Source organism: Paraburkholderia sp. JHI869, from assembly GCF_038900775.1.
Classification (GTDB): Bacteria; Pseudomonadota; Gammaproteobacteria; order Burkholderiales; family Burkholderiaceae; genus Paraburkholderia.
In genome coordinates this window covers 120,018-143,588 of the sequence record NZ_JAYMSC010000024.1, presented here as the reverse complement: position 1 = coordinate 143,588, position 23,571 = coordinate 120,018, and the positions used below count along the sequence as shown (strand labels likewise).

Annotated in this window: 22 protein-coding genes; 13 read left to right on the top strand and 9 right to left on the bottom strand. The window is 66.5% G+C overall.

Annotated features, from left to right (window positions below; all coding sequences use genetic code 11):
- Window positions 1-224: 224 nt before the first annotated feature.
- Together VSR72_RS31805 and VSR72_RS31800 are read right to left on the bottom strand one after the other, a co-directional pair.
- A complete protein-coding gene (locus VSR72_RS31805; protein ID WP_342956222.1) occupies window positions 225-1,556 on the bottom strand; it encodes a GTP-binding protein in 1,332 nt (443 codons plus the stop codon).
- Window positions 1,557-1,724: 168 nt separating this feature from the next.
- On the bottom strand, window positions 1,725-2,171 hold the full coding sequence (locus tag VSR72_RS31800; protein ID WP_342956221.1) for a lytic transglycosylase domain-containing protein: 447 nt from the start codon (window positions 2,169-2,171) through the stop codon (window positions 1,725-1,727).
- 485 nt (window positions 2,172-2,656) lie between these two features.
- On the opposite strand from VSR72_RS31800, the gene gspD reads away from it, so the two are divergent.
- The 3 genes from gspD (at window position 2,657) to gspF (ending at window position 7,774) form a co-directional block, all read left to right on the top strand.
- The gene (gene gspD / locus VSR72_RS31795; RefSeq protein ID WP_342956220.1) at window positions 2,657-4,993 is read left to right on the top strand and encodes a type II secretion system secretin GspD; all 2,337 of its coding nucleotides are present in this window, start codon (window positions 2,657-2,659) and stop codon (window positions 4,991-4,993) included.
- Window positions 4,990-6,486, top strand: coding sequence for a type II secretion system ATPase GspE (gene gspE, locus VSR72_RS31790; protein ID WP_342956219.1), 1,497 nt, complete (start codon window positions 4,990-4,992; stop codon window positions 6,484-6,486). The genes gspD and gspE overlap by 4 nt, the downstream gene beginning before the upstream one ends.
- A gap of 70 nt (window positions 6,487-6,556) precedes the next feature.
- The gene (gene gspF / locus VSR72_RS31785) at window positions 6,557-7,774 is read left to right on the top strand and encodes a type II secretion system inner membrane protein GspF (protein ID WP_342956218.1); all 1,218 of its coding nucleotides are present in this window, start codon (window positions 6,557-6,559) and stop codon (window positions 7,772-7,774) included.
- A 42-nt stretch (window positions 7,775-7,816) separates the two neighbouring features.
- On the opposite strand, the gene VSR72_RS31780 is transcribed toward gspF, so the two are convergent.
- Complete coding sequence (locus VSR72_RS31780) at window positions 7,817-8,230, bottom strand: hypothetical protein (RefSeq protein WP_342956217.1); 414 nt, start codon at window positions 8,228-8,230, stop codon at window positions 7,817-7,819.
- A gap of 217 nt (window positions 8,231-8,447) precedes the next feature.
- Here VSR72_RS31780 and gspG point away from each other — a divergent pair, with 217 nt between their 5' ends.
- From gspG to VSR72_RS31740, 8 genes are read left to right on the top strand one after another with little or no spacing between them, the layout of a single operon-like run.
- Window positions 8,448-8,918 (top strand): type II secretion system major pseudopilin GspG, encoded by a 471-nt coding sequence (gene gspG, locus VSR72_RS31775; RefSeq protein WP_342956229.1) that lies wholly within the window; start codon window positions 8,448-8,450, stop codon window positions 8,916-8,918.
- Between the two features lie 21 nt (window positions 8,919-8,939).
- Window positions 8,940-9,455 (top strand): GspH/FimT family pseudopilin, encoded by a 516-nt coding sequence (locus VSR72_RS31770; RefSeq protein WP_342956216.1) that lies wholly within the window; start codon window positions 8,940-8,942, stop codon window positions 9,453-9,455.
- Between the two features lie 46 nt (window positions 9,456-9,501).
- Window positions 9,502-9,879: a type II secretion system minor pseudopilin GspI gene (gene gspI, locus VSR72_RS31765; protein ID WP_342956215.1), complete on the top strand. Its 378-nt coding sequence runs from the start codon at window positions 9,502-9,504 to the stop codon at window positions 9,877-9,879.
- The gene (locus VSR72_RS31760) at window positions 9,857-10,540 is read left to right on the top strand and encodes a prepilin-type N-terminal cleavage/methylation domain-containing protein (RefSeq protein ID WP_342956214.1); all 684 of its coding nucleotides are present in this window, start codon (window positions 9,857-9,859) and stop codon (window positions 10,538-10,540) included. The genes gspI and VSR72_RS31760 overlap by 23 nt, the downstream gene beginning before the upstream one ends.
- Complete coding sequence (gspK, locus tag VSR72_RS31755) at window positions 10,537-11,658, top strand: type II secretion system minor pseudopilin GspK (RefSeq protein ID WP_342956213.1); 1,122 nt, start codon at window positions 10,537-10,539, stop codon at window positions 11,656-11,658. The genes VSR72_RS31760 and gspK overlap by 4 nt, the downstream gene beginning before the upstream one ends.
- A gap of 34 nt (window positions 11,659-11,692) precedes the next feature.
- Window positions 11,693-13,069, top strand: coding sequence for a type II secretion system protein GspL (gene gspL, locus VSR72_RS31750; protein ID WP_342956212.1), 1,377 nt, complete (start codon window positions 11,693-11,695; stop codon window positions 13,067-13,069).
- The gene (locus VSR72_RS31745; RefSeq protein WP_342956211.1) at window positions 13,045-13,584 is read left to right on the top strand and encodes a type II secretion system protein M; all 540 of its coding nucleotides are present in this window, start codon (window positions 13,045-13,047) and stop codon (window positions 13,582-13,584) included. Before gspL ends, VSR72_RS31745 begins: the two co-directional genes overlap by 25 nt.
- A gap of 60 nt (window positions 13,585-13,644) precedes the next feature.
- Complete coding sequence (locus tag VSR72_RS31740) at window positions 13,645-14,424, top strand: type II secretion system protein N (RefSeq protein ID WP_342956210.1); 780 nt, start codon at window positions 13,645-13,647, stop codon at window positions 14,422-14,424.
- A gap of 45 nt (window positions 14,425-14,469) precedes the next feature.
- Here VSR72_RS31740 and VSR72_RS31735 read toward each other — a convergent pair whose 3' ends face one another.
- Together VSR72_RS31735 and VSR72_RS31730 are read right to left on the bottom strand one after the other, a co-directional pair.
- Window positions 14,470-16,071, bottom strand: coding sequence for an efflux transporter outer membrane subunit (locus VSR72_RS31735; protein WP_342956209.1), 1,602 nt, complete (start codon window positions 16,069-16,071; stop codon window positions 14,470-14,472).
- Window positions 16,072-16,232: 161 nt separating this feature from the next.
- On the bottom strand, window positions 16,233-16,562 hold the full coding sequence (locus VSR72_RS31730; protein ID WP_342956208.1) for a hypothetical protein: 330 nt from the start codon (window positions 16,560-16,562) through the stop codon (window positions 16,233-16,235).
- Window positions 16,563-16,790: 228 nt separating this feature from the next.
- On the opposite strand from VSR72_RS31730, the gene VSR72_RS31725 reads away from it, so the two are divergent.
- Both VSR72_RS31725 and VSR72_RS31720 read left to right on the top strand, forming a co-directional pair.
- Window positions 16,791-17,315 carry a MarR family transcriptional regulator gene (locus VSR72_RS31725; protein ID WP_342956207.1) on the top strand — a complete coding sequence of 175 codons (525 nt, stop codon included), beginning with the start codon at window positions 16,791-16,793 and terminating at the stop codon, window positions 17,313-17,315.
- Between the two features lie 150 nt (window positions 17,316-17,465).
- Window positions 17,466-19,022, top strand: a complete 1,557-nt coding sequence (locus VSR72_RS31720) for a DHA2 family efflux MFS transporter permease subunit (protein WP_342956206.1) — start codon at window positions 17,466-17,468, stop codon at window positions 19,020-19,022.
- Window positions 19,023-19,095: 73 nt separating this feature from the next.
- Here the strand turns inward: VSR72_RS31720 and VSR72_RS31715 are convergent, their stop codons facing one another.
- The 4 genes from VSR72_RS31715 to VSR72_RS31700 all read right to left on the bottom strand — a co-directional run bounded on the left by VSR72_RS31715 (window position 19,096) and on the right by VSR72_RS31700 (window position 23,569).
- Window positions 19,096-19,806, bottom strand: coding sequence for an OmpA family protein (locus VSR72_RS31715; RefSeq protein ID WP_342956205.1), 711 nt, complete (start codon window positions 19,804-19,806; stop codon window positions 19,096-19,098).
- A gap of 207 nt (window positions 19,807-20,013) precedes the next feature.
- Window positions 20,014-20,496 carry a hypothetical protein gene (locus tag VSR72_RS31710; RefSeq protein ID WP_342956204.1) on the bottom strand — a complete coding sequence of 161 codons (483 nt, stop codon included), beginning with the start codon at window positions 20,494-20,496 and terminating at the stop codon, window positions 20,014-20,016.
- Window positions 20,497-20,734: 238 nt separating this feature from the next.
- The gene (gene gshA, locus VSR72_RS31705; RefSeq protein ID WP_342956203.1) at window positions 20,735-22,357 is read right to left on the bottom strand and encodes a glutamate--cysteine ligase; all 1,623 of its coding nucleotides are present in this window, start codon (window positions 22,355-22,357) and stop codon (window positions 20,735-20,737) included.
- 192 nt (window positions 22,358-22,549) lie between these two features.
- Entirely contained in the window at window positions 22,550-23,569 is a 1,020-nt protein-coding gene (locus VSR72_RS31700) for an AlkA N-terminal domain-containing protein (protein ID WP_342956228.1), read from the bottom strand.
- Window positions 23,570-23,571: the final 2 nt, after the last annotated feature.

The following is a 23,571-nucleotide window of genomic DNA, read 5'->3' as shown; positions in this document are numbered from 1 at the left end:
ACTTACGTTCTCTCGGTCTCCCATCGGTTAGCCGGTAGTCGACCAACCGATCCGAACCGCCGTGTACGGACCCGTACGCACGGTGGTGTGGGAGGGGTCGGGCCGCGAGGCCTGCCCCTATCCCGATCGCCCGCGCAGTTCGTGCGTCGCGGGTGCAAAAGCAAACGGCGCCGCATTATTGCGGCGCCGTTGTTCGTTGAGCGCGTCGTTCGGGTTGGTCGGGACTACTCGGGACGGTGGACGATTTCGTCGTGATCGCCGTGATCATGATCGTGGTCGTCGTCGTCGAGCTCCCAGGACGGGAACGGGTCGGCGTAGTCCAGCCAGGCTTCCGGGCCTGCCGCGTATTCCTTATCGGTGAGCAGGCAAGCATCGAGCTTCGCGCGCCAGGCGTCGCGGTCGAGGTCCACGCCGATCATCACCAGTTCCTGGCGGCGGTCGCCGATGCTCGGGTCGTCGAGATCGCCTTGCCAGTCGGCGGCGATTTCCTTTTCGAGCTCGGCGTCCTGCGGCCATTCCTCGCGCGGCAGCGCCGCCCACCACGTGCCCGCGGGACCGTGACGGCACACGCCGCCTGCCTGCGAAAGCGTGCCCGTTACGTCGTTGCGCGTGGCGAGCCAGAAGAAGCCTTTCGAGCGCAGCACGCCCTTCCACTCCTGGTTGAGCAACGCCCAAAAGCGCTCGGGATGAAACGGGCGGCGCGCGCGATACACGAAGTTGCTGATGCCGTACTCGTCGGCTTCGCTGCGCGGCGCATGCGTATGCGCGGGATCGTGGCAATGCGCCGGGTCGTCGCAATGGTCGTGTTCATGCAGCGACGCGAGCCAGCCCGGCGCGCTCGACGCCGCGTCGAAATCGAAGCGGCCGGTGTTGATCACTTCCTCGAGCGGCACGTTGCCGAAGCGGCTCACCACCTGCACGGCGCGCGGATTGATGCGCGCGAGAATGTGCTGCAAGCGCGCGAGTTCGTCGTTGCTCACGAGGTCGGCCTTGTTCAGCACGAGGACGTCGCAGAACTCCACCTGATCGACGAGCAGTTCCACGATCGCGCGGTCGTCTTCCTCGCTCGCCGCGACGCCTCGCTCCGCGAGCTGGTCGGCGCTCGCGTAGTCGCGCAGGAAGTTGAAGGCGTCGACGACCGTGACCATCGTGTCGAGACGCGCGAATTCGTCGAGGGCCACGCCGTCGTCGCCGGCAAACGTGAAGGTTTCCGCGATCGGCATGGGTTCGGCCACGCCGGTCGATTCGATCACGATGGCGTCGAAGCGCTGGTCGGCGCGCGCCGGGTCGGCGAGGCGCTGGATCTCGGTGAGCAGGTCGTCGCGCAGCGTGCAGCAAATGCAGCCGTTCGACATTTCGACCACGCGCTCTTCCACGCGCGAGAGCGCCGAGGCGTCGCGTACGAGCGCGGCGTCGATGTTCACCGACGCGAGGTCGTTGACGATCACCGCCACGCGCAGGCCCGCGCGGTTCGAAAGGATATGGTTGAGCAGCGTGGTCTTGCCCGCGCCCAGAAAACCGGAGAGCACGGTGACGGGCAGTGGCGGCTGGTTCATCGCAGTTGGGATGCAGAAAGTGAGTCGGGAGGCGCGCCGCGGGTAAGGATCGAAATCCTCGTAAGGGAGTGCGGCGCCAGCCAGCATTTTGCACCATGCACGCGCGCGGCGCAGGGCGCGCGTGCCGCCCCATTCAGGGAGCGAGCACGCGGCAAGCGCTCGAGCGCGCTACTGCATGAGATGCCACTTGCGCAGAATGTCGGCGATTTGCTGCGCGTACTGGTCGCGCAGCGTTGGCGTTTCGGAATGGTAAGCGCCGATGGCGGCCCACGTGTTGCCGTACTTGTTCATCTTCTGGCGCAGATGCCACGCGGCGATATAGACGTTCTTGCACGGCTCCATGAGCGTGCTTTGCGAAATGCCGTACTGCGAGAGCACGGGCAGATGCACGGAATTGATCTGCATGACGCCGTAGTCGATCGAACCGTTCGCATTCCTGTGTACTGCGTCGGGGCGGTTGTGCGACTCCTGCCAGGCAATGGCGCGCAGGATCAGCGGATTGACCTTCTGGTAGCGCGCGGCCTCGTCGAAACAGTCCGCGTGCGCGAGCGTGCTGGCGCTCGCGGCGACGAGCACCACGGCGGCGACAAGCGTAGCGGACCAGATGTTCTGCATGGCAACTCACGCGCAAGCTGACGAAAGGACAAACAAGGAAGCGAATGGCGCACCTGAAGGATGCCGCAATCTCTCGCCGACCGCCCTGTTTTCTGGCCAGCAATGCGGGAATTCCCACACAAATAAGGGGGAAACGTGCGTTGGCCATCCTTCGGGCCGCTCGTATGATACCGGTCACCGATGACGCGTCAAGCTAGCCACCCGGACAAGGCGGCCGCATGCTTACAAATGGCTTGGGATTCATGGCTGGCGCGACTCGGGCATTAGAAGAATTCCCCAGAGACCCATTTTTTGTGACAAATTCGACACGAAAAACTGCTACTGTTCCATCTTTTGTTGACTAACGGACGTCCGGGCTGAGGAGAGCCGGCGCCGACACTAGTCAGAAAAGCACAGGCGAGTCGGCTCCACAGCCGCACGTCGAGGACGAATAGCCGCGCGCGTCTGCCGCTGGCTTCGATAAGACACCCATGAGAAGAAATCGTATGGCTTTGCGTCGCGTCGCCACGGCGCTGCTCGTGAGCGGACTCATTTCGGCACAACTTGCCTATGCGCAGGTCACGCTCAATTTTGTCAACGCCGACATCGACCAGGTGGCGAAGGCAATTGGCGCCGCCACCGGCAAAACGATCATCGTCGATCCCCGCGTGAAGGGGCAGCTCAATCTCGTCTCCGAGAACCCCGTACCTGAGGACCAGGCGCTCAAGACCCTGCAGTCGGCGTTGCGCATGCAAGGCTTCGCGCTCGTGCAGGATCACGGTGTTCTGAAGGTCGTGCCCGAGGCCGACGCCAAGCTCCAGGGCGTGCCCACGTATGTTGGCAATGCGCCCACCGCGCGTGGCGACCAGGTGGTGACCCAGGTGTTTACGCTCAGGCATGAGTCGGCGAACAATCTGCTGCCGGTGTTGCGCCCGCTCATCTCGCCGAACAACACGATCGCCGCCTACCCGAGCAACAACACGCTCATCGTGACCGACTATGCGGACAACGTGCGCCGCATCGCTTCGATCATCGCCGGTGTGGACTCGGCCGCCGGCCAGCAGGTGCAGGTGGTGACGCTGCACAACGCCAATGCGCTCGACATCGCGCCGCAGATTGCGAAGATGCTCGACCCGGGCGCGATCGGCGCCTCGGACCCGTCGCTGAAGGTTTCGGTTATCGCCGACCCGCGCACCAACTCGCTGATGTTGCGCGCCTCGAACGCGCAGCGCCTTGCCTCCGCGGTCCAGCTCTCGAAGCAGCTCGACGCGCCGACCAGCATGCCGGGCAACATTCACGTCGTGCCGCTGCGCAACGCGGACGCCACGCAGCTCGCCAAGACGCTGCGCGGCATGCTCGGCAAGGGCGGCAACGACACGTCGTCGTCGGGCAACGCGAACGGCTTCAACCAGAGCGGCAACAGCGGCGGCGGCAGCAACACGTCGACGGGTACCTCCGGCACGCCGCCGCTACCGTCGAGTTCGCTCGGCGGCGGTTCGTCGATGGGCAGTTCGCTGGGCGGGGGCAGCTCGTACGGCGGCGGCGGCAGCGGCAGCAACGAAGCACCGTTCCTCGGCGGAGACAAGGACAAGGGCGACGAGAACCAGCCGGGCGGCATGATCCAGGCAGATGCCGCGACCAACTCGCTGATCATCACGGCGCCTGACGCGGTCTACCGCAACCTGCGCGCCGTGATCAACCAGCTCGATGCGCGCCGCGCGCAGGTCTATATCGAAGCGCTGATCGTCGAGCTGAACTCGACCACCAACGCCAACCTGGGCATTCAGTGGCAGGTCGCGAACGGTAATCTGTATGCGAACACCAATCTCGCCACCGGCAGCGGCAACAGCATCGTCAACGTGACGGCGGCCGCGGCGGCCGCCGCCAGTACCGGCGGTCTTGCAAGCGCGCTCGGCGCTTCCAGCCTCCAGCAGGGCCTGAATGTAGGCTGGATCAAGAACATCTTCGGCGTGCAGGGGCTTGGCGCGTTGCTGCAGGCGCTCTCGCAAACGGCCGACGCCAACGTGCTGTCCACGCCTAACCTCATCACGCTCGACAACCAGGAAGCGAAGATCGTCGTCGGTACGAACGTGCCGATCCAGACGGGTTCGTATTCGAACCTCACGAGCGGCACGGCGAGCACGGCGTTCAACACCTACGACCGTGTGGACGTGGGCCTGACGCTGCACATCAAGCCGCAGATCACCGACGGCGGCATCCTCAAGCTGCAGCTGTACACGGAAGACTCGGCGATCGTGACGGGCACGACCAACGCGACGACCAACCCGGCCGGCCCCGAGTTCACCAAGCGTTCGATCCAGTCGACCGTGCTGGCCGACAACGGCGAGATCATCGTGCTCGGCGGCCTGATGCAGGACAACTACCAGGTCGCCAACAGCAAGGTGCCGCTGCTCGGCGACATTCCGTGGATCGGTCAGCTGTTCCGCTCGGAAAACAAGACGCGCGAGAAGACCAATCTGATGGTGTTCCTGCGTCCGGTGATCATCAGCGACCGCGACACGGCGCAAGCGGTGACGGCGAATCGCTACGACTATATCCAGGGCGTGACGGGCGCATACAAGTCCGACAACAACTTGATCAAGGACAAGGACGACCCGGTCGTGCCGCCGATGCCGCTCGGCCCGAGCCAGGGCGGCTCCGCGCTGAACCTGTTCGATCTCGACCAGATGCGGCGTCAGCAGGCGGTGGGCGTGCAGCCCGCGGCGCCCGCAAACCCGGCAAGCGCCGTGCAGATGCAGCCCGCCGAACCCACGCAAACCGCGCCCGTGCAAACCACGCCGGTGCAAGGGGCGGCGCCCACCACGACGCGGGTGCAGCCGTGAGCACGCCTCACGCGAGCGCGGCCACGAGCGGCGCGGACCGCGAGCCGCCCTCGCCGCTCGCCGCCCGCCTCGTGCCGTACGGCTTCGCACGCAGCGGCCAGATTCTGGTCGCGCAGCAGCGTGCCGAAGGGCTCGAAGTGTGGATTAGCGAGCGCACGTCGCAGGCCGCCATCGCCGAGGTCGCGCGCAACTTCGGCGCGTTCGCGCTCGTGCGCGTGCCGGCCGACGAACTCGCGCAGGCCATCAACCAGGCTTACGCGCGCCAGGACGGCAGCGCTGCGCAGGTGGTGGGCGAAGTGGAAGGCGAAGTCGATCTCTCTCGCCTCATGCAGGACATTCCCGAAGTGGAAGACCTGCTGGAGTCCGAAGACGACGCGCCGATCATCCGCATGATCAATGCGCTCCTCACGCAGGCTGCGCGCGAGCAGGCATCGGACATTCACATCGAGCCGTTCGAGAATGCCTCGGTGGTGCGCTTTCGCGTGGACGGCACGCTGCGCGACGTCGTGCGCCCGAAGAAGGCGCTACACGGCGCGCTCATCTCGCGTATCAAGATTATGGCGCAGCTCGACATCGCCGAGAAACGTCTGCCGCAGGACGGCCGCATCACGCTGCGCGTGGGCGGGCGTCCGGTGGACGTGCGCGTCTCCACGCTGCCCACCGGCCACGGCGAGCGCGCGGTGCTGCGTCTGCTGGAAAAAGACGCGCAGCGCCTGAACCTCGAAGCGCTCGGCATGGCGGGCGACACGCTCGGCAAGTTCGATCAGCTGATCGCGAAGCCGCACGGCATCGTGCTCGTGACCGGCCCGACGGGCTCGGGCAAGACGACCACGCTCTATGCGTCGATGTCGCGGCTGGAGACGGCTACGACCAACATCATGACCGTGGAAGACCCGATCGAGTACGACCTCTCGGGCATCGGCCAGACCCAGGTGAACGAGCGTATCGGCATGACGTTCGCGCGCGCGTTGCGTTCGATTCTGCGTCAGGACCCGGACATCATCATGATCGGTGAAATCCGCGACCTCGAAACCGCGCAGATCGCCGTGCAGGCCTCGCTCACGGGTCACCTCGTGCTCGCCACGCTGCACACCAACGACGCCGCCTCGGCCGTGACGCGTCTGACCGACATGGGCGTCGAGCCGTATCTGCTCGCCTCGTCGCTGCTCGGCGTGCTCGCGCAGCGCCTCGTGCGCCAGCTTTGTCCCGTGTGCAAGGAAGAGCGCGTGGAAGACGACGGCAGGAAACGCTGGCATCCGGTGGGCTGCGATCGTTGTGGTCATTCGGGCTACTCGGGGCGGCGCGGCGTGTACGAACTGCTGCTCATCGACGAGCCGATTCGGGCGCTCATCCACCGCAATGCCGCCGATGCGGAGATCTTCGAAGCCGGCCGCACGCAAGGCATGCGCACGCTGCGTGAAGACGGCGAGCGCTGGATCGACGCGGGCAGGACTTCGCTTGAAGAAGTGCTGCGCGTGACGGGCGGCGCATGATGGGCCGCACAATGAACCACAAGACGAACCACCAGATGGACGCTCAATAAAAGCGAGGTCGATCAGCAACATGCCGGCATTTCGCTTCGAAGCCATCGACGCCACGGGCAAAGCGCAAAAAGGCGTGCTCGACGCGGACAGCGCACGCGGCGCGCGAGCGCTGCTGCGCGGCCAGGGCCTCACGCCGCTCGTGGTCGAACCCGCCGCGAGCCGCACGCGCGGCGCGCGAGCGCAGCGGCTCGCGCTCGGGCGCAAACTCTCGCAGCGCGAGCAGGCCATCCTCACGCGCCAGCTCGCGAGCCTGCTGGTCGCCGGATTGCCGCTCGGCGAAGCGCTTGCGGTGCTCACCGAGCAATCCGAGCGCGACTACATCCGCGAGCTGATGGCGGCGATTCGCGCCGAGGTGCTAGGCGGCCATTCGTTCGCCAGCGCGCTCGAGCAGCATCCGCGCGACTTTCCGGATATCTACCGCGCACTCGTGGCTGCGGGCGAGCACACCGGCAAGCTCGGCGTCGTGCTGTCGCGTCTGGCCGACTACATCGAGCAGCGCAACGCGCTCAAGCAGAAGATCGTGCTCGCGTTCACGTATCCGACGATCGTCACGATCATCGCGTTCGGCATCGTCACGTTCCTGCTGAGCTATGTGGTGCCGCAAGTGGTGAACGTGTTTGCGAGCACCAAGCAGCAACTGCCGATTCTCACCATCGTGATGATGGCGCTCTCGGGGTTCGTGCGGCAGTGGTGGTGGGCGGTGCTGATCGCCGTGGCCGTGGTGGCGTGGATCGTGCGCTCCACGTTGCGCCGGCCGGGGCCCCGTCTCGCGTTCGACCGGTGGCTGCTCACCGCGCCGCTCGCTGGCAAGCTCGTGCGCGGCTATAACACCGTGCGCTTCGCGAGCACGCTCGGCATTCTGAGCGCGGCGGGCGTGCCGATCCTGCGCGCGCTGCAGGCGGCCGGCGAAACGCTTTCGAACAAGGCGATGCGCACGAACATCGACGAAGCCATCGTGCGGGTGCGCGAAGGCACCTCGCTTTCCCGTGCGCTCGGCAATACGAAGACGTTTCCGCCCGTGCTCGTGCACCTGATCCGATCGGGCGAAGCGACCGGCGACGTGACGACCATGCTCGACCGCGCAGCCGAAGGCGAAGCGCGCGAACTCGAGCGGCGCACGATGTTCCTCACGAGCTTGCTCGAACCGCTGCTGATTCTGGCGATGGGGGGCGTGGTGCTCGTGATCGTGCTTGCGGTGATGCTGCCGATCATCGAGCTGAACAACCTCGTGCAGTAAGGCGTACGAACTGCACGAGAGAACTGCGTGACTGGGTGAGACTCAGCGCACGTAGATGGTGGGACCGGCTGCGTTGGGCGGCAGGAAGATTTCGGAGTGCACGCCGTGGCGGTCGATGACGATCGAGCGCGGGCGCACTTCGTAGAGTTTGGAGTTCTGGTCGATCGGGCCGCCGAGCGAGATGGCTCTCGGCGGTTCGCCGCCCACGCTCACGATGGCAGCAGCCCCCTGTGCGAGCGAAAGGATGCCGAAGAGGTGAATGTCCTGCACAGGGTTGCGCTCGAGCCTGCCGCCGAACAGCGTGCCGGCCTGGTCGAGCGAAACCGGCGCGCGAGCGGCGGCGGCCTGCACCGGCGCCGCGCGGCTGGTGGCGAGGGTGATCGTCCACCACGTGGCCGTGGCGCAGAACACCGCAAACGCGGCGAGGGAAAGTAGGCGGATTTGCAGTGGGTTCATGCACCCATTGTACGAAGGTTTATGAAAATTTTGATGTACGCGTTTGCCATGCCCGCAAGGCGTCGGAAAGGCGTCATCGTGTGACATTACAATGACCCGTCATGCGTGCGAGGACCCGGCCGATTCAAACGGCGGGTTCGATTGCAGGCGGGACGAAGCGCGGCGCACCAGCGTGCACCGCAACCATATCTAGCGAGGGAGGAAAGAACTCATGTCCATGTGGGCCAATCGGTGGACCAAACGCCGTGCCGAAATTGAAATCACGCGCGCGCGCCGCCAACGCGGCTTCACGCTCATCGAAATCATGGTCGTGATCGCGATTCTCGGCATTCTGGCCGCGTTGATCGTGCCGAAGATCATGAGCCGTCCCGATGAAGCGCGCCGCGTCGCCGCGCGCCAGGACATCGGCACGATCATGCAGGCGATGAAGCTTTATCGCCTCGACAACGGTCGCTATCCGGCTCAGGACCAGGGGCTGCAGGCGCTCGTGCAAAAGCCGACCACCGACCCCGTGCCGAACAACTGGAAGGACGGCGGTTATCTGGAGCGCCTGCCCAATGACCCGTGGGGCAATGCGTACCAGTACCTGAACCCGGGCGTGCACGGCGAGATCGACGTATTCAGTTATGGCGCCGATGGCAAACCGGGCGGCGAAGGCAACGACGCCGACATTGGGTCCTGGCAATAAGCCACACGCCACGCCGCATCCATGCAACCGAGCCGCCCTTCCTCTTGCCGGGACCGTCGATCGTCACGCGCGAACATTCGCTCGCGCGCGGCGGGCTTCACGCTGCTCGAAATGCTCGTGGTGCTGCTGATCGCGGGGATTCTCATCTCGCTCGCCTCGCTCACGCTCACGCGCAATCCGCGCACCGATCTGAACGAGGAAGCGCAGCGGCTCGCGCTCCTGTTCGAATCGGCCGGCGACGAGGCGCAGGTGCGCGCGCGGCCCATTGCATGGCAGCCGCTCTCGGGCGGCTTTCGCTTCGATGTTCATACCGAGGACGGCTGGCGTCCGCTGCGCGACGATCTGCTCGGACCGCGCCAATGGGAAGGCGGCGTGACCGGCGTGGCGATCACCTACCCCGGCAGCGACGACACCCAGGCCAACCGGCTCATTTTCGGCACCGAAGCGGTGGACGTGCCGGTGCAGGTCACGCTCTTTTCGGCAGCCGGCCGCGCGACGATCGTCGGCACCGGCACTGGCCGCTTCGAGGTGCGCTGAGATGCGGCTCTCGATGTGTGGGAAAAAGCGCGGCCACCGCGCTCGGATGGTGCGTACCCGTGGCTTCACGATGATCGAAGTATTGGTTGCGCTCGCAATCATCGCGATTGCCCTCGCCGCTTCGCTGCGCGCCGTGGGCAGTCTCGCCGCAAGCGAGGCCGATCTGCACGACCGCCTGCTCGCGGGCTGGAGTGCGGACAACACGCTTGCGCAACTGCGTCTCGTGCACGCGTGGCCGGACCTCGGCGACAGCAGCTTCGACTGCTCGCAAGGCAATCTGCGGCTGACCTGCTCGCAGCATGTCGCGGCCACGCCCAACCCTGTCTTTCGGCGCGTGGAGGTGTCGGTGGCGACGCCTGGCCGCACCGGCAATCTCGCGCAACTCGTCACGGTGCTCGCCAATGAGACGAACCGCTCGTTGTGACCGCGTGCGCGTCGCCTCGTCAGCGCGCGGCTTCACGCTGATCGAGCTGCTCGTGGCGATCGCCATCATGGCCGTGGTGGCGATCCTCTCGTGGCGCGGCCTCGACGAGATCGTGCGCGGACGCGAGACCATCACGCGCTCGATGGCGGAAGAACGCGTGTTCGCGCAGATGTTCGACCAGATGCGTATCGACTTGCGCGAAGCAGCCTCCGACGACGAAGCGGACGGCGTCGCCATTTCACTCGACGGCGGCGCGTTGCAGATCGTGCGCGCGTTCGCGGTGCCGCCGGGCGCGGCGCCTCGGCTGCAAGTGGTGCGCTACCGCGTGTCGGGCGGCCAGGTGGTGCGTTATGCGTCGCCGCCGCTCTCCAACGTTGGGCAGTTGCGCCGCGCGCTGCGCGGCGGCGAAGGCGACAACTGGGGCGCGCTGCCGATGATGAGCGGCGTGGACGTCATCAACGCGCGCCTCTATGTGCCGAAAACAGGCTGGACGGCGAACATGCAGGACGTGCGCTCGCAGGTGACGGGCAACAACAACGATCTCAAGGTGCCGCAGCTCGGCAACGCGCCGCTGCCGCGCGCGGTGACGGGCGTGCAGGTGAGCGTGGGCTCGCACTCGCTCGAGCAGCCGGTGACGCGCGTTTTCCTGGTGGGAGAATGACGTTGCGCGCACAACGAACTTCGGACCGGCCATCCAGACGATCTGCGCGCGCGCGTCGCGGCGCGGCCATCATCAGCGCGCTGCTCGTCGTGGCGCTTTCGGCGATCCTCGTTTCGGGCATGTTGTGGCGCCAGCAGGTGCAGTTGCGCCGTATCGAAAATCAGCGGCTGCTCGCGCAGGCGCAGTGGATCGCGCGCGCCTCGCTCGACTGGACGCGCCTAGTGCTGCGCTCCGAAGCGGATACGTCGGCGGGCATCACCTATCTTGGCGGTGCGTGGGGCGTGCCCCTCGCGAGAACGCGCCTGTCCGACTTTCTCGGCCAGATCGGCGAGGCGCGCTCGCAACAGGGCGCAGACACCTGGCTCTCGGGCTCGATCGAAGATGCGCAGGCGCGCTTCAATCTGCGCGATCTCGTGGCGACCAGCGCGCCGGGCTCGCTGCAACTGAACCTCACGCAGATCGAAGCGTTCGCGCGCCTGTTGCAGATTCTCGGCATCGACCAGTCACTCGCGAAGAACACCGCGGTGTACCTGCGCTCGGGCCTCGGCTACTCGGCAACGCGCTTCCAGACGCAAACCGCCACGACGAGCGGCACCTCGCAAACCGAGGCGCTCGCAGGCGGCGGGTCGACGGGCGGCGGCAACTACACCGACAACCCCGGCCTCTCGGATTCCGACAACAACAGCGGCGTCGCGCCGATCCTGATGACGAGCGTCGATTCGCTCCTCGACGTGCCCGGCTTCACGGCCGACGCCGTCGCGCGGCTGCGCCCGTTCGTGACGATCCTGCCGACCGTGACGCCCGTGAACATGAACACGGCGAGCGCCGAGGTGATCGCCTCCGTCGTGACGGGGTTGAGCCTTTCGAGCGCACAGGCGCTCGTCGCGCATCGCCAGAGCGTGTTTTTCCGCAACGTGAGCGACGTGCAGCTCGCGCTCGAAGGCGTGGGCGTGAAGCAGGTCTCGATCGACACGACGCAAATCGACGTCAACACGAGTTATTTTCTGGTACATGGGCGCGTGCAGCACGAGCGCGCCGAGGTGGACCGCACGACGCTCGTCTGGCGCGATCCGCTCACCCATACGACGCGCATCGTGCGCGTTAGCGACGAACCATGAATCCGTCCCCGACCAACATCGAAAAGAGGTGCGTTTGAGCACGCTGATCGTTCTCATGCCGCCCCGCGACCCGGCGGTCCACTCGCAGGAATGGCAGCTGCCGGAACTGCCGTTCGTGCTGCTCGACAAGACGGGCAACACGCAGCGCGCGGGCCGTTCGGCGCTGGGGCTGCTGCCGAAGGCCTCGGCCACCATCTTGCTGATCGCCGCGCGCGACCTGCTCACGCTCGCCGCCACCGTGCCGCCGCTCAAGGGGCCGCGGCTGCGTCAGGCGCTGCCGAACGTGGTCGAGGATCATCTGATCCAGGACGCGCAGACCTGCCATCTCGCACTCGATCCGAAGCGCCTCGCCGACGGCCGCCAGGTCGTCGCGGTCATCGATCGCGGCTGGTTCCGCTTTCTCCTGGAAGGCTTCGCCGCTGCGGGGCACCGCAATCTGCGCGCCGTGCCGGTGGCGCGCTGCCTGCCTGCCGCGCAGGCGGTGGAAGCGGTTCACGAGGTCGAGGTGACTGAGCCGGCCGAGGCGGGCGCCAAGCCCGATGTTGCGGCTGCTGACACGCCCGCGCTCGAACCCGTGACCGCGTGCGTGCTTGGCCATGTCGTCGCGACCGCACCCGCGCTGCTGCCCGGCGTTGCGCTCGAGCCTTCGGCCGCCACGGCGGAAGCGGCGCTCGAACTCGCGATCGTGCGCGGCGCGCTCGCCGAGGGCTTCGCGGTGCCCGCTGCAAGCGTGGCGGCGACCGTCACGGCGCTCGCGGGCGGCGCGCCGGTGTCGGGCTACGTCCTCACCAATTTGCCGGGCGAGCCCGCGAGCGCTGCCGCCCGCGCGTCGCTGGCCGCCGCGTTGCCGGGCGCGCAGACGCTCACGTTCGAGGCGCTCGCGCGCCGCGCGCTCACTTGCCGCTTCGACCTGTGCCAGTTCGAGTTCGCCTCCGAGCCGTGGCGGCTCGACCGCGCGACGCTGCGCCGTCTGCGCGTGCCGATCGTGCTCGTGGCGGCGTCGCTCGTCGTGGCGGTCGTCGGCGCGAATATCCAGTGGCTCATGATGGCGCGCCAGCGCGACGCCATCAGCGCGCAGATGACCGAGCTGCTCCTCAATGCGTTCCCGAAGACGACCGTCGTGCTCGACCCCGCCGGTCAGATGGCGCGCCAGTTGCAGCAGTTGCGCCTCGCCGCCGGCGAGCCTTCGCCCGACGACTTCCTCGCGCTCTCCGACGGCCTCGCGCGCTCGCTCGGCCCTGTGCCCGCGAACGGCATCGCGGCCCTCGACTATCACGACCGGCGTCTGGACGTGACCTTCAAACCAGGCGTCAATGTCGACGCCGATCTCGTGAAACGCCTTGCGGGCAACGGCCTGGCGGGCACGGTGGATGCCAGCACGGGCAAATGGACCATCAGGAGCGCATCGTGAAGACAACGGCTTTGAACGGCGCATGGGCCGAGGCCTGGACGAACTTCTGGGAGGCGCGCACGACGCGCGAAAAGACGCTGCTCACGTGGGGCGGCGCGGTGCTCGTGCTGGCGATCGGCTGGTCGGTGCTGTGGCAGCCCGCCGCCGACGGGCGCGCGCACCTGCGTGAGAGCCTGCCCGGCATGCAGCGCGAACTCGCGCAGATGACGGCCGAGGCCGACGAGGCGCGCTCGCTTGCGGGCGCCGCGGCGAGCGTGGCGCCGGGCGGCCAGGCGCTCAAGGACGCGGTCACCGCGTCGCTGGCCGATCACGCGCTTCCGGGCGCGCAGATCCAGCTGATCGGCACGACGGTGCAGGTGCAGATGAAGAACGCGTCGTTTCCGGCCTGGGCCGCATGGCTCGACGACGTGCGCAAGCAGTTCAAGGTGCAGGTGGTCGAGGCGCACATCACCGCGCTTAAGGCCGATGGTCAGGTCGATTTGACGGCCTCGCTGCAACCGGCAAATACGCATTAAAAAGAAAAAGCGCGCATTGCATTGACAAGCGCGCACTGGGAATCGCCGGAGAAATAGGCAATGAGTTACTGGATGCGGCGCCTGCGCGCCGCGTTGCCCTGGCTGTTCGTGGGCGTGCTGTCGAGCGCCGTGGTGCTGCTCGCCCGCCTGCCCGCTGCCTGGATCGCGCCGCAGTTCGCGCGCGCGACCCAGGGGCACGTGAATCTGATCGACCCCGAAGGCTCGCTCTGGCACGGCTCCGCCACGCTGATGCTCGCCGCGGGCCAGGACGCGCGCGGCGCGACGCTGTTGCCGGGACGCATTGTCTGGCGCACGGCGTTCTGGCCGCTTTTCGTCGCGCGCGTGCGCATGGAAATGCTGCAGACCGAAGCGATGCCCGATGCCGTGACGGTGGATGCATCGTTGCGCGGTGCGAACGTGAGCGCGGGCACGATCGCCGTGCCCGCTTCGCTGCTCGCGGGTCTCGGCGCGCCTTTCAATACGCTCGATATGGACGGCAAGGTGCGCCTCGCGTGGAGCCCGTGGCGCGTGTTCGGCACGGATGCGTTCGGACGACTGACCGTCTCGCTCGCGGACATGAGCTCGCGCGTGTCGCTCGTGAAGCCGCTCGGCACGTATCAGGTGGTGTTGCAGGCGCAGGGGGCGACGTCGACGCTCGATCTCTCGACGCAGAAAGGACCGCTGATGCTCGAGGGGCGCGGCTCGTTCTCGCGTGCGTCGGCGTCGTTTCAGGGCACCGCGAGCGCGGCGCCGGATCAGCGCGACAACCTGGCAGGCCTCTTGAATCTGCTGGGCCGCCCGGTTGGGCCGGGTACCGTCGCGCTGACGTTCATGCGCTGACGTTCATGGCTTGAGCGTGCGCCCGCCTGCGCGGGCGCGTACGCATTACTGCGGCTGCGCGCCCGCTGCAGTCGTACTCGTGGATGCAGCCGCCGCCGAGGAAGCCGCCGAAGCCACGGCGGGCGCGGCCACGCTGCCCGTCTCGCGATCCATTTGCGAGGCATCCCAGCCGCCGCCCAGCGCCTTCACGAGCCCCACCGACGACACCATGCGTTGCCCGCCGATGCTCACGAGCTTTTGCTGGGCGGTGAAGGCCGTGGCCTGCGAGGAGAGCACGTTCTGGAAGTCGGTCGTGCCGGCCTTGTACTCGTTCGTCACGATCGCGAGCGCATGCTGCGCCGAGTCCACCGCCTGCTGCTGCACGACGACCTCCTGCCCCAGGATGCGCTGCGAAGCGAGGTTGTCTTCCACGTCCTGGAACGCGGCCAGCACCGTTTGCCGGTACGTGGCGACCTGCTGGTCGTAGGCGGCGCGCGCGGCCTCGGTCTGCGCTTTACGCAGGCCGGCGTCGAAGATCGTGCCGGCAAGCGACGGCCCGAGCGTCCAGAAGCGCGACGGCATCTGCAACAGCTGCGACATCACCGAGCTTTCGAAACCGCCGCTCGCGGAAAGCGTGAGCGTGGGGAAGTACGCCGCGATGGCGACGCCGATCTGCTCATTGGCGGACGCCGCCTTGCGCTCCGCCGAGGCGATGTCGGGCCGGCGCTCGAGCAAGGCCGAAGGCATGGCGAGCGGCACCGTGGGCGGCGTGGCGGCGAGCGGCGACGGCGGGATCGAGAACGTGGAGGCCGGTTGGCCGACCAGCACGGCGATCGCATGCTCGTCCTGGGCGCGCGCCACACCGTTGTCGATTGCGGAAGCCTGGGCGGATTGCAGCTGGGTTTGCGCCTGGATCACGTCGGCGCGGCCCGCCACGCCCTGGGCGTACTGATTCTGCGTGAGCTGCAGCGACTTCTGGTACGCCACGACCGTGTCGTCGAGCAGCTTCTGCTGTGCGTCGAGCGAGCGCAACGTGAAGTAAGTCTGCGCGAGCGTGGCCTGGGCCGACAGACGAGCGTTCGCGAGATCGGCGGCGGCGCCCTGCTGGCTCGCTTCCTGCGAACTGACGGTGCGGCTCACCTTGCCCCAGAGATCGGGTTCCCAGGTGGCGTCGAGCCCCAGGTTGACGTTGTTCGTGATGCTGCCGCTCGACAACCCGCCGCTCGAGTTCGCCACGCGCGTGGGCGTGTGCGAGCGCGTGCCCGAGAACGAACCGCTGATCACGGGGAAATACGCGGCCCGCGCCTCGCCCACGAGCGCGCGCGCCTGGCGATAGGCCGCGGCGGATTGCGCGACCGTCTGGTTGCTGGTGTTGAGCTGGTCCATCAGCGCGTTGAGTTGCGCGTCGTCGTAGATCAGCCACCAGGCGCCGCGGTCGGCGGTATCGGCGGGTTGCGCGACCTTCCAGCCCTCCGGCGCTTCCTTGAACGACGCGGGTATGGCGGCACTGGGCCGGTGATAGTCGGGGCCGACGGCACAGCCAGTCAACTGCAAGGTGAGCGCGGCGGCCGCGCACAGTGCGAATGTGGAAAGCGGCTTGGGCGCGCGGCGCGCCACGGACCCGGCGGATCCAGCGGTCGCGCCGGAGCGGACGAAACGGCAAGGCATGCAAGGATTCCTGTCGATGCAACCGGCGCGCGGTCAGACGGCCGGGCGCGCACGGGGTTGTCGCGTTGCGGCAATGGTAGCGCACGCGCTAGTCATTACACGGAATCCGAAAGCTTACGCGTTGGAAGGGTTGGCGGGTGTTACGGCGTCAGGCGCGCAGGTTACGCGTCGTTACGGCGACGCTTCGGTGCGCGGCAGGCGGCCTGGCTGCCGCCGCACGCGGGGGCAACAGTTGCCGGCGTTCCGATCGCGGGCGTGGCCGGCGCGACAGCGTCCGTCGAAGCGGTTTCGCCCTGCGCCCTGCGACGCTGCGCCCACACGACGGCCACCACGGCGATCGAGCCGCCCGGCAGCGCAAACATGGCCGCATACAACGCGAGCTTGCGCCAGCGCGCCCACCACGAACCCGCACCGGCTTTCGCAAAAGCGACGCGGGCGGTATCGGTGACGGAGCGGCCAAGGCCGCCAAGCGCGGTGATGAGGTAAAGCATGATGCCCGAACGGGTGAACTTGGAAGAACGAAACTGGTTGCCTGTCATAATATTGACTATGCAATCAAATCACAACATACTTTGCAGCGCATCAATGCAACTGTTGTTTTTACGCGCCGATCATGACAGCCGAAGCTTGCACGACCCGTCGACTGATTTCTCTGCCTGAGCAGCGAAGTAACCCGTTATAATCCGCTCGTTTTTTGAGATGCTGCAAAGCGAACTGCCATGAGCGACGGTCCATTCGTCCCGGCCAGGCTGGGCGTCGAGCCAAGTCTTGGTTATTTCCTCTCGACTGCGCGCAACGTGCTGGCCGGGCGCATCGATCGAGCGGTCGCGCCGCTTGGACTCACATCATCGCAAATCGGTGTGATCCTTTTGTTGTGGTTCGAACGCGCCAGCACGCCGAACGAGATGTCGCGCGCACTCTCGTACGACACCGGCTCCATGACGCGCATGCTCGACCGGCTGGAGAAAAAGGGTTTTCTCGAGCGTCGGCGCAGCCAGGCGGACCGCCGGGTCGTGGAACTCGCACTGACGGATCAGGGACGCACGGCGGCGCAGCAATTGCCTGACCTGATCGCCGCGGAGATGTCCGAGCAATTGCGCGGTTTCGCTCCCGAAGAGGTCGCGACGCTCGTTCATTTGCTGCAGCGCTTCATTGCCAACGACGGCTCGACCACGCCGCTGTGCGGGGCCATGGACGGCACCTGCAACGACGGGCAATCGCCGGCGCCGGAAGACGGCGCCTAGAACAGTTGCACGCGGCGCGGCAGCGCAGCACATGGCGTAGTTTGATCCAATCACTGTCTGGGCAGAAAATGCACAGACACGAAATAGCAGGCTGGCGTGCGCTGCTTTCCGGGCGCAGCAGCAAGGGCCGACCCAACAAGGACACGGAACATGGCAGCTTCCCCCGCAGTGCCCGCACAGGCCGAACCGGCACCGTTTTCCGGTGCTACGCTGGCGCTCCTCACGGTCGGGCTCGCTCTCGGCACGTTCATGGAGGTGCTGGACACCTCGATCGCCAACGTGGCGGTGCCAACCATCTCGGGCAACCTGGGTGTCGCCAATAGCGAAGGCACGTGGGTTATCTCGTCGTATTCGGTTGCGTCCGCGATTGCCGTGCCGCTCACCGGATGGCTCGCGCGCCGCGTGGGCGAAGTGCGCCTCTTCACGCTCTCCGTGCTGCTGTTCACGGTGGCCTCGGCCGCCTGCGGCTTCGCCACCAACTTCGAGACGCTCATTGCGTTCCGTCTCGTGCAAGGGCTCGTTTCCGGGCCGATGGTTCCGCTTTCGCAGACCATCCTCATGCGTTCCTATCCACCGGCCAAACGCGGCCTCGCGCTCGGGCTCTGGGCGATGACCGTGATCGTCGCGCCCATCTTCGGACCGGTGATGGGAGGCTGGATCACCGACAACTACACGTGGCCGTGGATTTTCTATATCAACGTGCCGATCGGTCTTTTCTCGGGCATCTGCGCCTACCTGCTGCTGCGCGGACGCGAGACGAAGACGTCGAAGCAGCGCATCGACGCCGTAGGCCTCGCGCTTCTCGTGATCGGCATCTCGTGCCTGCAGATGATGCTCGACCTCGGCAAGGACCGCGACTGGTTCAACTCGACGTTCATCGTCACGCTCGCCATCATCGCCGTGGTCGCGCTCGCGTTCATGCTCGCGTGGGAGGCGACGGAAAAGGACCCCGTGGTCGATCTATCGCTCTTTCGCGACCGCAACTTTGCGCTCGGCGCGATGATCATCTCGTTCGGCTTCATGGCCTTCTTTGGCTCGGTGGTGATCTTCCCGCTCTGGCTGCAGACGGTCATGGGCTACACGGCCGGCCTCGCAGGTCTGGCCACCGCGCCCGTGGGCCTGCTCGCGCTCGTGCTCTCGCCGCTCATCGGGCGCAACATGCACCGGCTCGATCTGCGCATGGTCGCGAGCTTCGCGTTTGTCGTGTTCGCGCTCGTCTCGCTCTGGAATTCGACGTTCACACTCGACGTGCCGTTCAACCACGTGATCCTGCCGCGTCTCGTGCAGGGTATCGGCGTGGCTTGCTTCTTCGTGCCGATGACGACCATCACGCTCTCGAGCATTCCCGACGAGCGGCTCGCGAGCGCCGCGGGCCTCTCGAATTTTCTGCGCACGCTTTCAGGCGCGATTGGCACCGCGGTGAGCACGACGTTCTGGGAGGACGCCGCCATTTATCACCACGCCGTGCTGTCGGAATCGGTGAGCCAGTACTCGCCGAACACCGTCGCTTACAAGGATGCGCTCGCGAGTCTCGGTTTCGCGGGTGACAGTCTGACCGCCAAGCTCAATGACGTCGTGACGACGCAAGGCTACATGATGGCCACCAACGACTTCTTCCGCATTTCGTGCGCGATGTTTGTCGTGCTGGCCCTGCTGGTGTGGGTGACGAAGCCGAAAAAAGGCGCGGGGCCGGCAATGGGACATTGACGGTCCCGCGAAAGGCCGCCCGCGCTAAGCCGCGGGCGACCGGGTGCGCGTTGCGCTCGCTACTGCCGCTGCATTATTGACGCTGGGTGATGCCGCTCGTTTCGATCTCGACGCGACGGTTCTTCGCGCGGCCCTCAGCCGTGGCGTTCGACGCGATGGGGTTCGCGAAGCCATAGCCGTGCACTTCGTACTGGCTTGCGTGCAGGCCGTGCGCCTGCAGATAGTTGCGCACCGTCTGCGCGCGGCGCATCGAGAGGCGGTCGTTATAAGCCTTCGAGCCGACCGAGTCGGTATAGCCGCTGATTACGATTGCGCCGATGTTCACGCTGTCGCTTTCCTGAATGAACTGATCGAGCCTTTGCTTGCCGGCCGGCAGCAGATCGGCCTTGTCGAACGCGAAGTTGGCGTCGGCATTGAGCGTGATCGTGCGCGGCTGAACCGGGGGCGGCGTCTGGACGACCGGCGCGGGCGGCGGGGCCGGCGGCTGCGGCGTCTGGCAGATGAACGTGATTTCGCGCGGGTCGTCTTGCGGCGCGAAGCCGGAAGCGGTGCGATCGACCGACGAGACGCGCAGCGGCGTTTTGCTGCCGCAGACCTCATTGACCTTGGCCATACAGGTCTTGGAGCTTTCGAGCACGCCGAGACATTGCACGCGATACGCCTGCGAGCCGTTCGCGAGCGTGACGTTATCGAGGTTGTAGGTAGGGCCCGAGGCGGTGGTGCAGCCAGCGGCGGCGACGATTACGGCAGCCGCGGCACTGGCAGACAGAAGGCGCAGTTTCATTGTCGATTCGAGTAGTGGATGAGGACGAACGGCCCGAACCACGCGGGCCGAAACCAGCCCAAGATACGGGCTCCTCAATCCCTCCCTCAATCAGACAATGCCTAAATCGGCAATCGGCATCATTCGAAAGCGGTCATGCGCAAATCGCTACCCTGGGCATGCACCCGTGCCGACTACACCTGGCGCGCCCAGAGCCACGTGCAGCGATCAATGTGCGCTCGAAGCCGGCTCGGCCACCGCTGCCCCGCTCACGCCGGCCGAGTCGCCGCCTGCGCCGGTGGTCGTATCGCCGGGAATGGGCGCATCGACGCCGGTTCGCACGTACTGCTTGAACGCCGCGCCCGCCGACCACGGGTTGGGCTTGCAGCCGAGCGAGCTGTCGCAGTGCGCGGCGAAGCCGATCGTGGCCGTGCCGTCGGGGTTGGCGGACTTTGTGATTTCATAGGCGAGCAGACGCCGGCCGCCGCCCGGGCCCGACGTCTGGATCAGCGTGTCGGTCACGGTCTGCACTTCGTACTTCGAATGACTGCGCACCCAGCCCTCCGCGCGTTGCCACCAGAGATCGCATTCCGCCTTGTTCGAGCAGGTAAGCGGCGCGGTCGCGATCTGCATGACGTCGGGATTGACCTGCCCGCGCGACGCGCAGGCCGCAGCCGTCGCGCACAGCAGGATCGCAAGGATTCGTTTCATCGCGTGGATTCCTCCCAGAGTGAGCCGCATTGCGTGCGGCCCGTGCATTTTTTTGGTGTTTTCAGCTTCGTTCGCCTGGCGCGCCTGTTGTCCGCTTAGATCAGTACCGCGGCGCCTACCCTGGTTGGACCGCATCTGCACGCTGGTGTTGCGAGCAAATGCGGTGCCTGGGATAAAACTCGATGGGATGGGTGCGCCGCAACGCAACGGCGCAACGGCACGCAGCTCAGAGCAGAGCTCAGACGCTGAAGCGATTGAGCGTATAAGCGCGATACGCGGCGACGAACGCGTCGAACGATCCGACTTCGTCGCGCTCGAGTTGCGCCTGCTCCGCGAGCGATTCGCGCGCGAGCGTTTCGAACTCGGCCGTGGCCGTGGCATCTAGCGGACGCGCGAGGAATTGCGCCGCATGGCGCTCGCTTTGCGCGAGTGCGAATTGCAGGAAGGACTGCTTGCTATCGCGCATGGTTTGCAATACGCGCGCCGATGGCGTGAGCGACGGGTCGGCCAGCTTCGCGCGTTGCACCGCGAGCGAGCGCGTATGTTCGTCGCTGCCGAACGCTGCATCGAGCACAGCAGCTGCGTGGCCGATCTTCTCGAACAGCGCCTCTGCCCATTCGTGCATCGGCACGTCCTTGCCGTCGAGCTTGAGCGCGAGATCCGGGCGCCGCCCTTCTTTCGTCACCAGGCCAAAGTTTTCGTTCGATTCGGCGTACGCGTCGGCCGGCAGCAAAGGGCTTTCATCGAGCGCGCAGGCGAGCAGGTAGGCGTCGAGAAACCGTGCGGTTTCAAGCGAGATGCCAGTGGGCTCGAACGGGTCGATGTCCATGCAGCGCACTTCGACGTACTGCACGCCGCGCGCGGCGAGCGCATGCAGCGGCCGCTCGCCCGGATGCGTCACGCGCTTGGGGCGGATCGTCGAATAGAACTCGTTCTCGATCTGCAGCACGTTTGTGTTGATCTGCACCCACTCGCCGTCGCGATGCGTGCCGATCGCCTCGTAGGGCGGATACGGCTGGCTCACAGCCTGCGCGAGCGCGTCGAGATAGCCTGCCAGCGTGTCGTAGTCGGCGCGCAAGGCGGACTGGCCCGTCGTGTTCGAGTAGCCGAGATCGCTCATGCGCAGGCTCGTTGCGTACGGCAGATAGAGCGTGTCGGCGTCGAACGCCTCGAGCTTGTGCTCGCGGCCGCGCAGGAAACGCGCGTCGAGCGCGGGCGAAGCGCCGAACAGGTACATGAGCAGCCAGTTCGTGCGCCGGAAGTTGCGGATCAGCGCGAGGTAGCGCTCCGACTGATAGTCGGTGAGCGAAGCCGTGGACTGATGATGCGCATGCAGCACGCGCCACACGTCTTCATCAAGCGAATAATTGTAGTGAATGCCGGCGATGCACTGCATCGTGCGCCCGTAGCGCAGCGCGAGGCCCATGCGGTACACGTACTTGAGGCGGCCGATATTCGAGCTGCCATAGCGCGCGATGGGAATGCCGTCGTCGGTGTCGGGCAGGAGGCCCGGCATCGATTCGTTCCAGAGCATCTCGCCGTCACGCGCGAGTACGGCATAGACGTAGCGATGCAGTTCGTCGAGCTTCTCGAGCGTGATCGACGCATCGGGCTCGGCGGGCGTGATGATCTCGACCAGCGCTTCCGAATAGTCGGTGGTGAGCGACGGATGCGTAAGCGCCGAACCAAGCGCTGGCGCGTGCGGCGTCATGGCGAGACGGCCGTCGCGCGTCACGCGCAGGCTCTCCTTCTCGATGCCGCGCAGACCGCGCGTAAGCGCGCCGCGATGTGGCCCGTCGCCCAGCACGGAAAGGCGCTGTGCGAGAACGTCGTTCGTGCGTGTAGAGGTCGTGTCTGACATTGAGGCAAGTCGGGCTCGGGCCGGCGGCGCAGTGCTGCGTGCGCTCGCCGGCCGGGATTCTTTTCGGGTAGCGGGCACTTTAACATCTCGCCGAAAGACCTGCTTGGGCCTGCTTCGGGCGGGGTTTTGGCCTGTCGATGCGCGCTTCTCGCGGGAGGCGGCGCCCGTTTGCTCGCGCTGTTTCCGGCCGCCCTAGCCGCCGCGCGCCGCGCCCGCGCGATCGGCAATTTCGTTCCACAAATGCATGGCTGCATACGCGCGCCAGGGGCTCCACGTGTCGGTGCGGGTGCGCTGTTGGGTCGCGCGCACGAGCGCCGGATCGCGCGCCGCGATGGCCTGCATGAGCACGAGATCGGTCGCGGGCCATGCGTTCGCGTCGCGCCACGCGCGCATCGCGACGTACTCCACGGTCCACGGGCCAATGCCCGGCAACGCGAGCAGCGCGGCGCGCATCGCGTCGAGGCCGGCGGGTTCTGGCGCGGGTTGCGCAGCGATTGCGTCGATTTGTCTGCTCTGTCGCTTGCTGCGCGCTTTGTTCTGATCTTTCTCAGCGTAGTCGCGTTCGATGATCACCGCGCCGCTCGCCACGGCCTGCGCGAAGCCCTGCAGCGCGGCGACGCGCTTGCCCGGCATGCCGATGCCCGCGAGATCGGCGGCAGCGAGCGCGGCGGGCGTGGGAAAGCGCCACGCCGTGCGCGCGTGCGCATGATCGTCGATGCGTTTGCCCACGCGTTCGACGAGGCGCCCGATGATCGTCGTCGCCGCTTTCACGCTGACCTGCTGGCCGACGATCGCGCGCACCACGAGCTCGAAGCCCGACCACGCGCCGGGTACGCGAAGCCCCGGCACGGCCGCGACGAGCGGCGCGAGCCACGGGTCGTGGCGCAGATGCGCGGCGACTACAGCGGGATCGGCTTGCAGGTCGAACATGCGCGAGAGTGGCGCGGCGAGCGCCGCCGCGTGCGCGCTCACGGGCCCGTCGATCTGCACGACGAGGCAATGCTTGCGCGCGTGACGGCGCACGGCGAGCGTGCCGCTCGCGCCGTGGAAGTCGATCGCGCGCAGCCACGCGCCGTCTTCCACCGCTTCGACGCCCGGCGTCGCGCGGCCGCTGAAAAAGCGCAGCACGCGTGGCCAGTCGTAGGGTGCGCGAAATGGCAGTTCGAGTGTCGCGCTTTGCGTCTTTATTTGTGATTCGGTTTGCGAGGCGATGG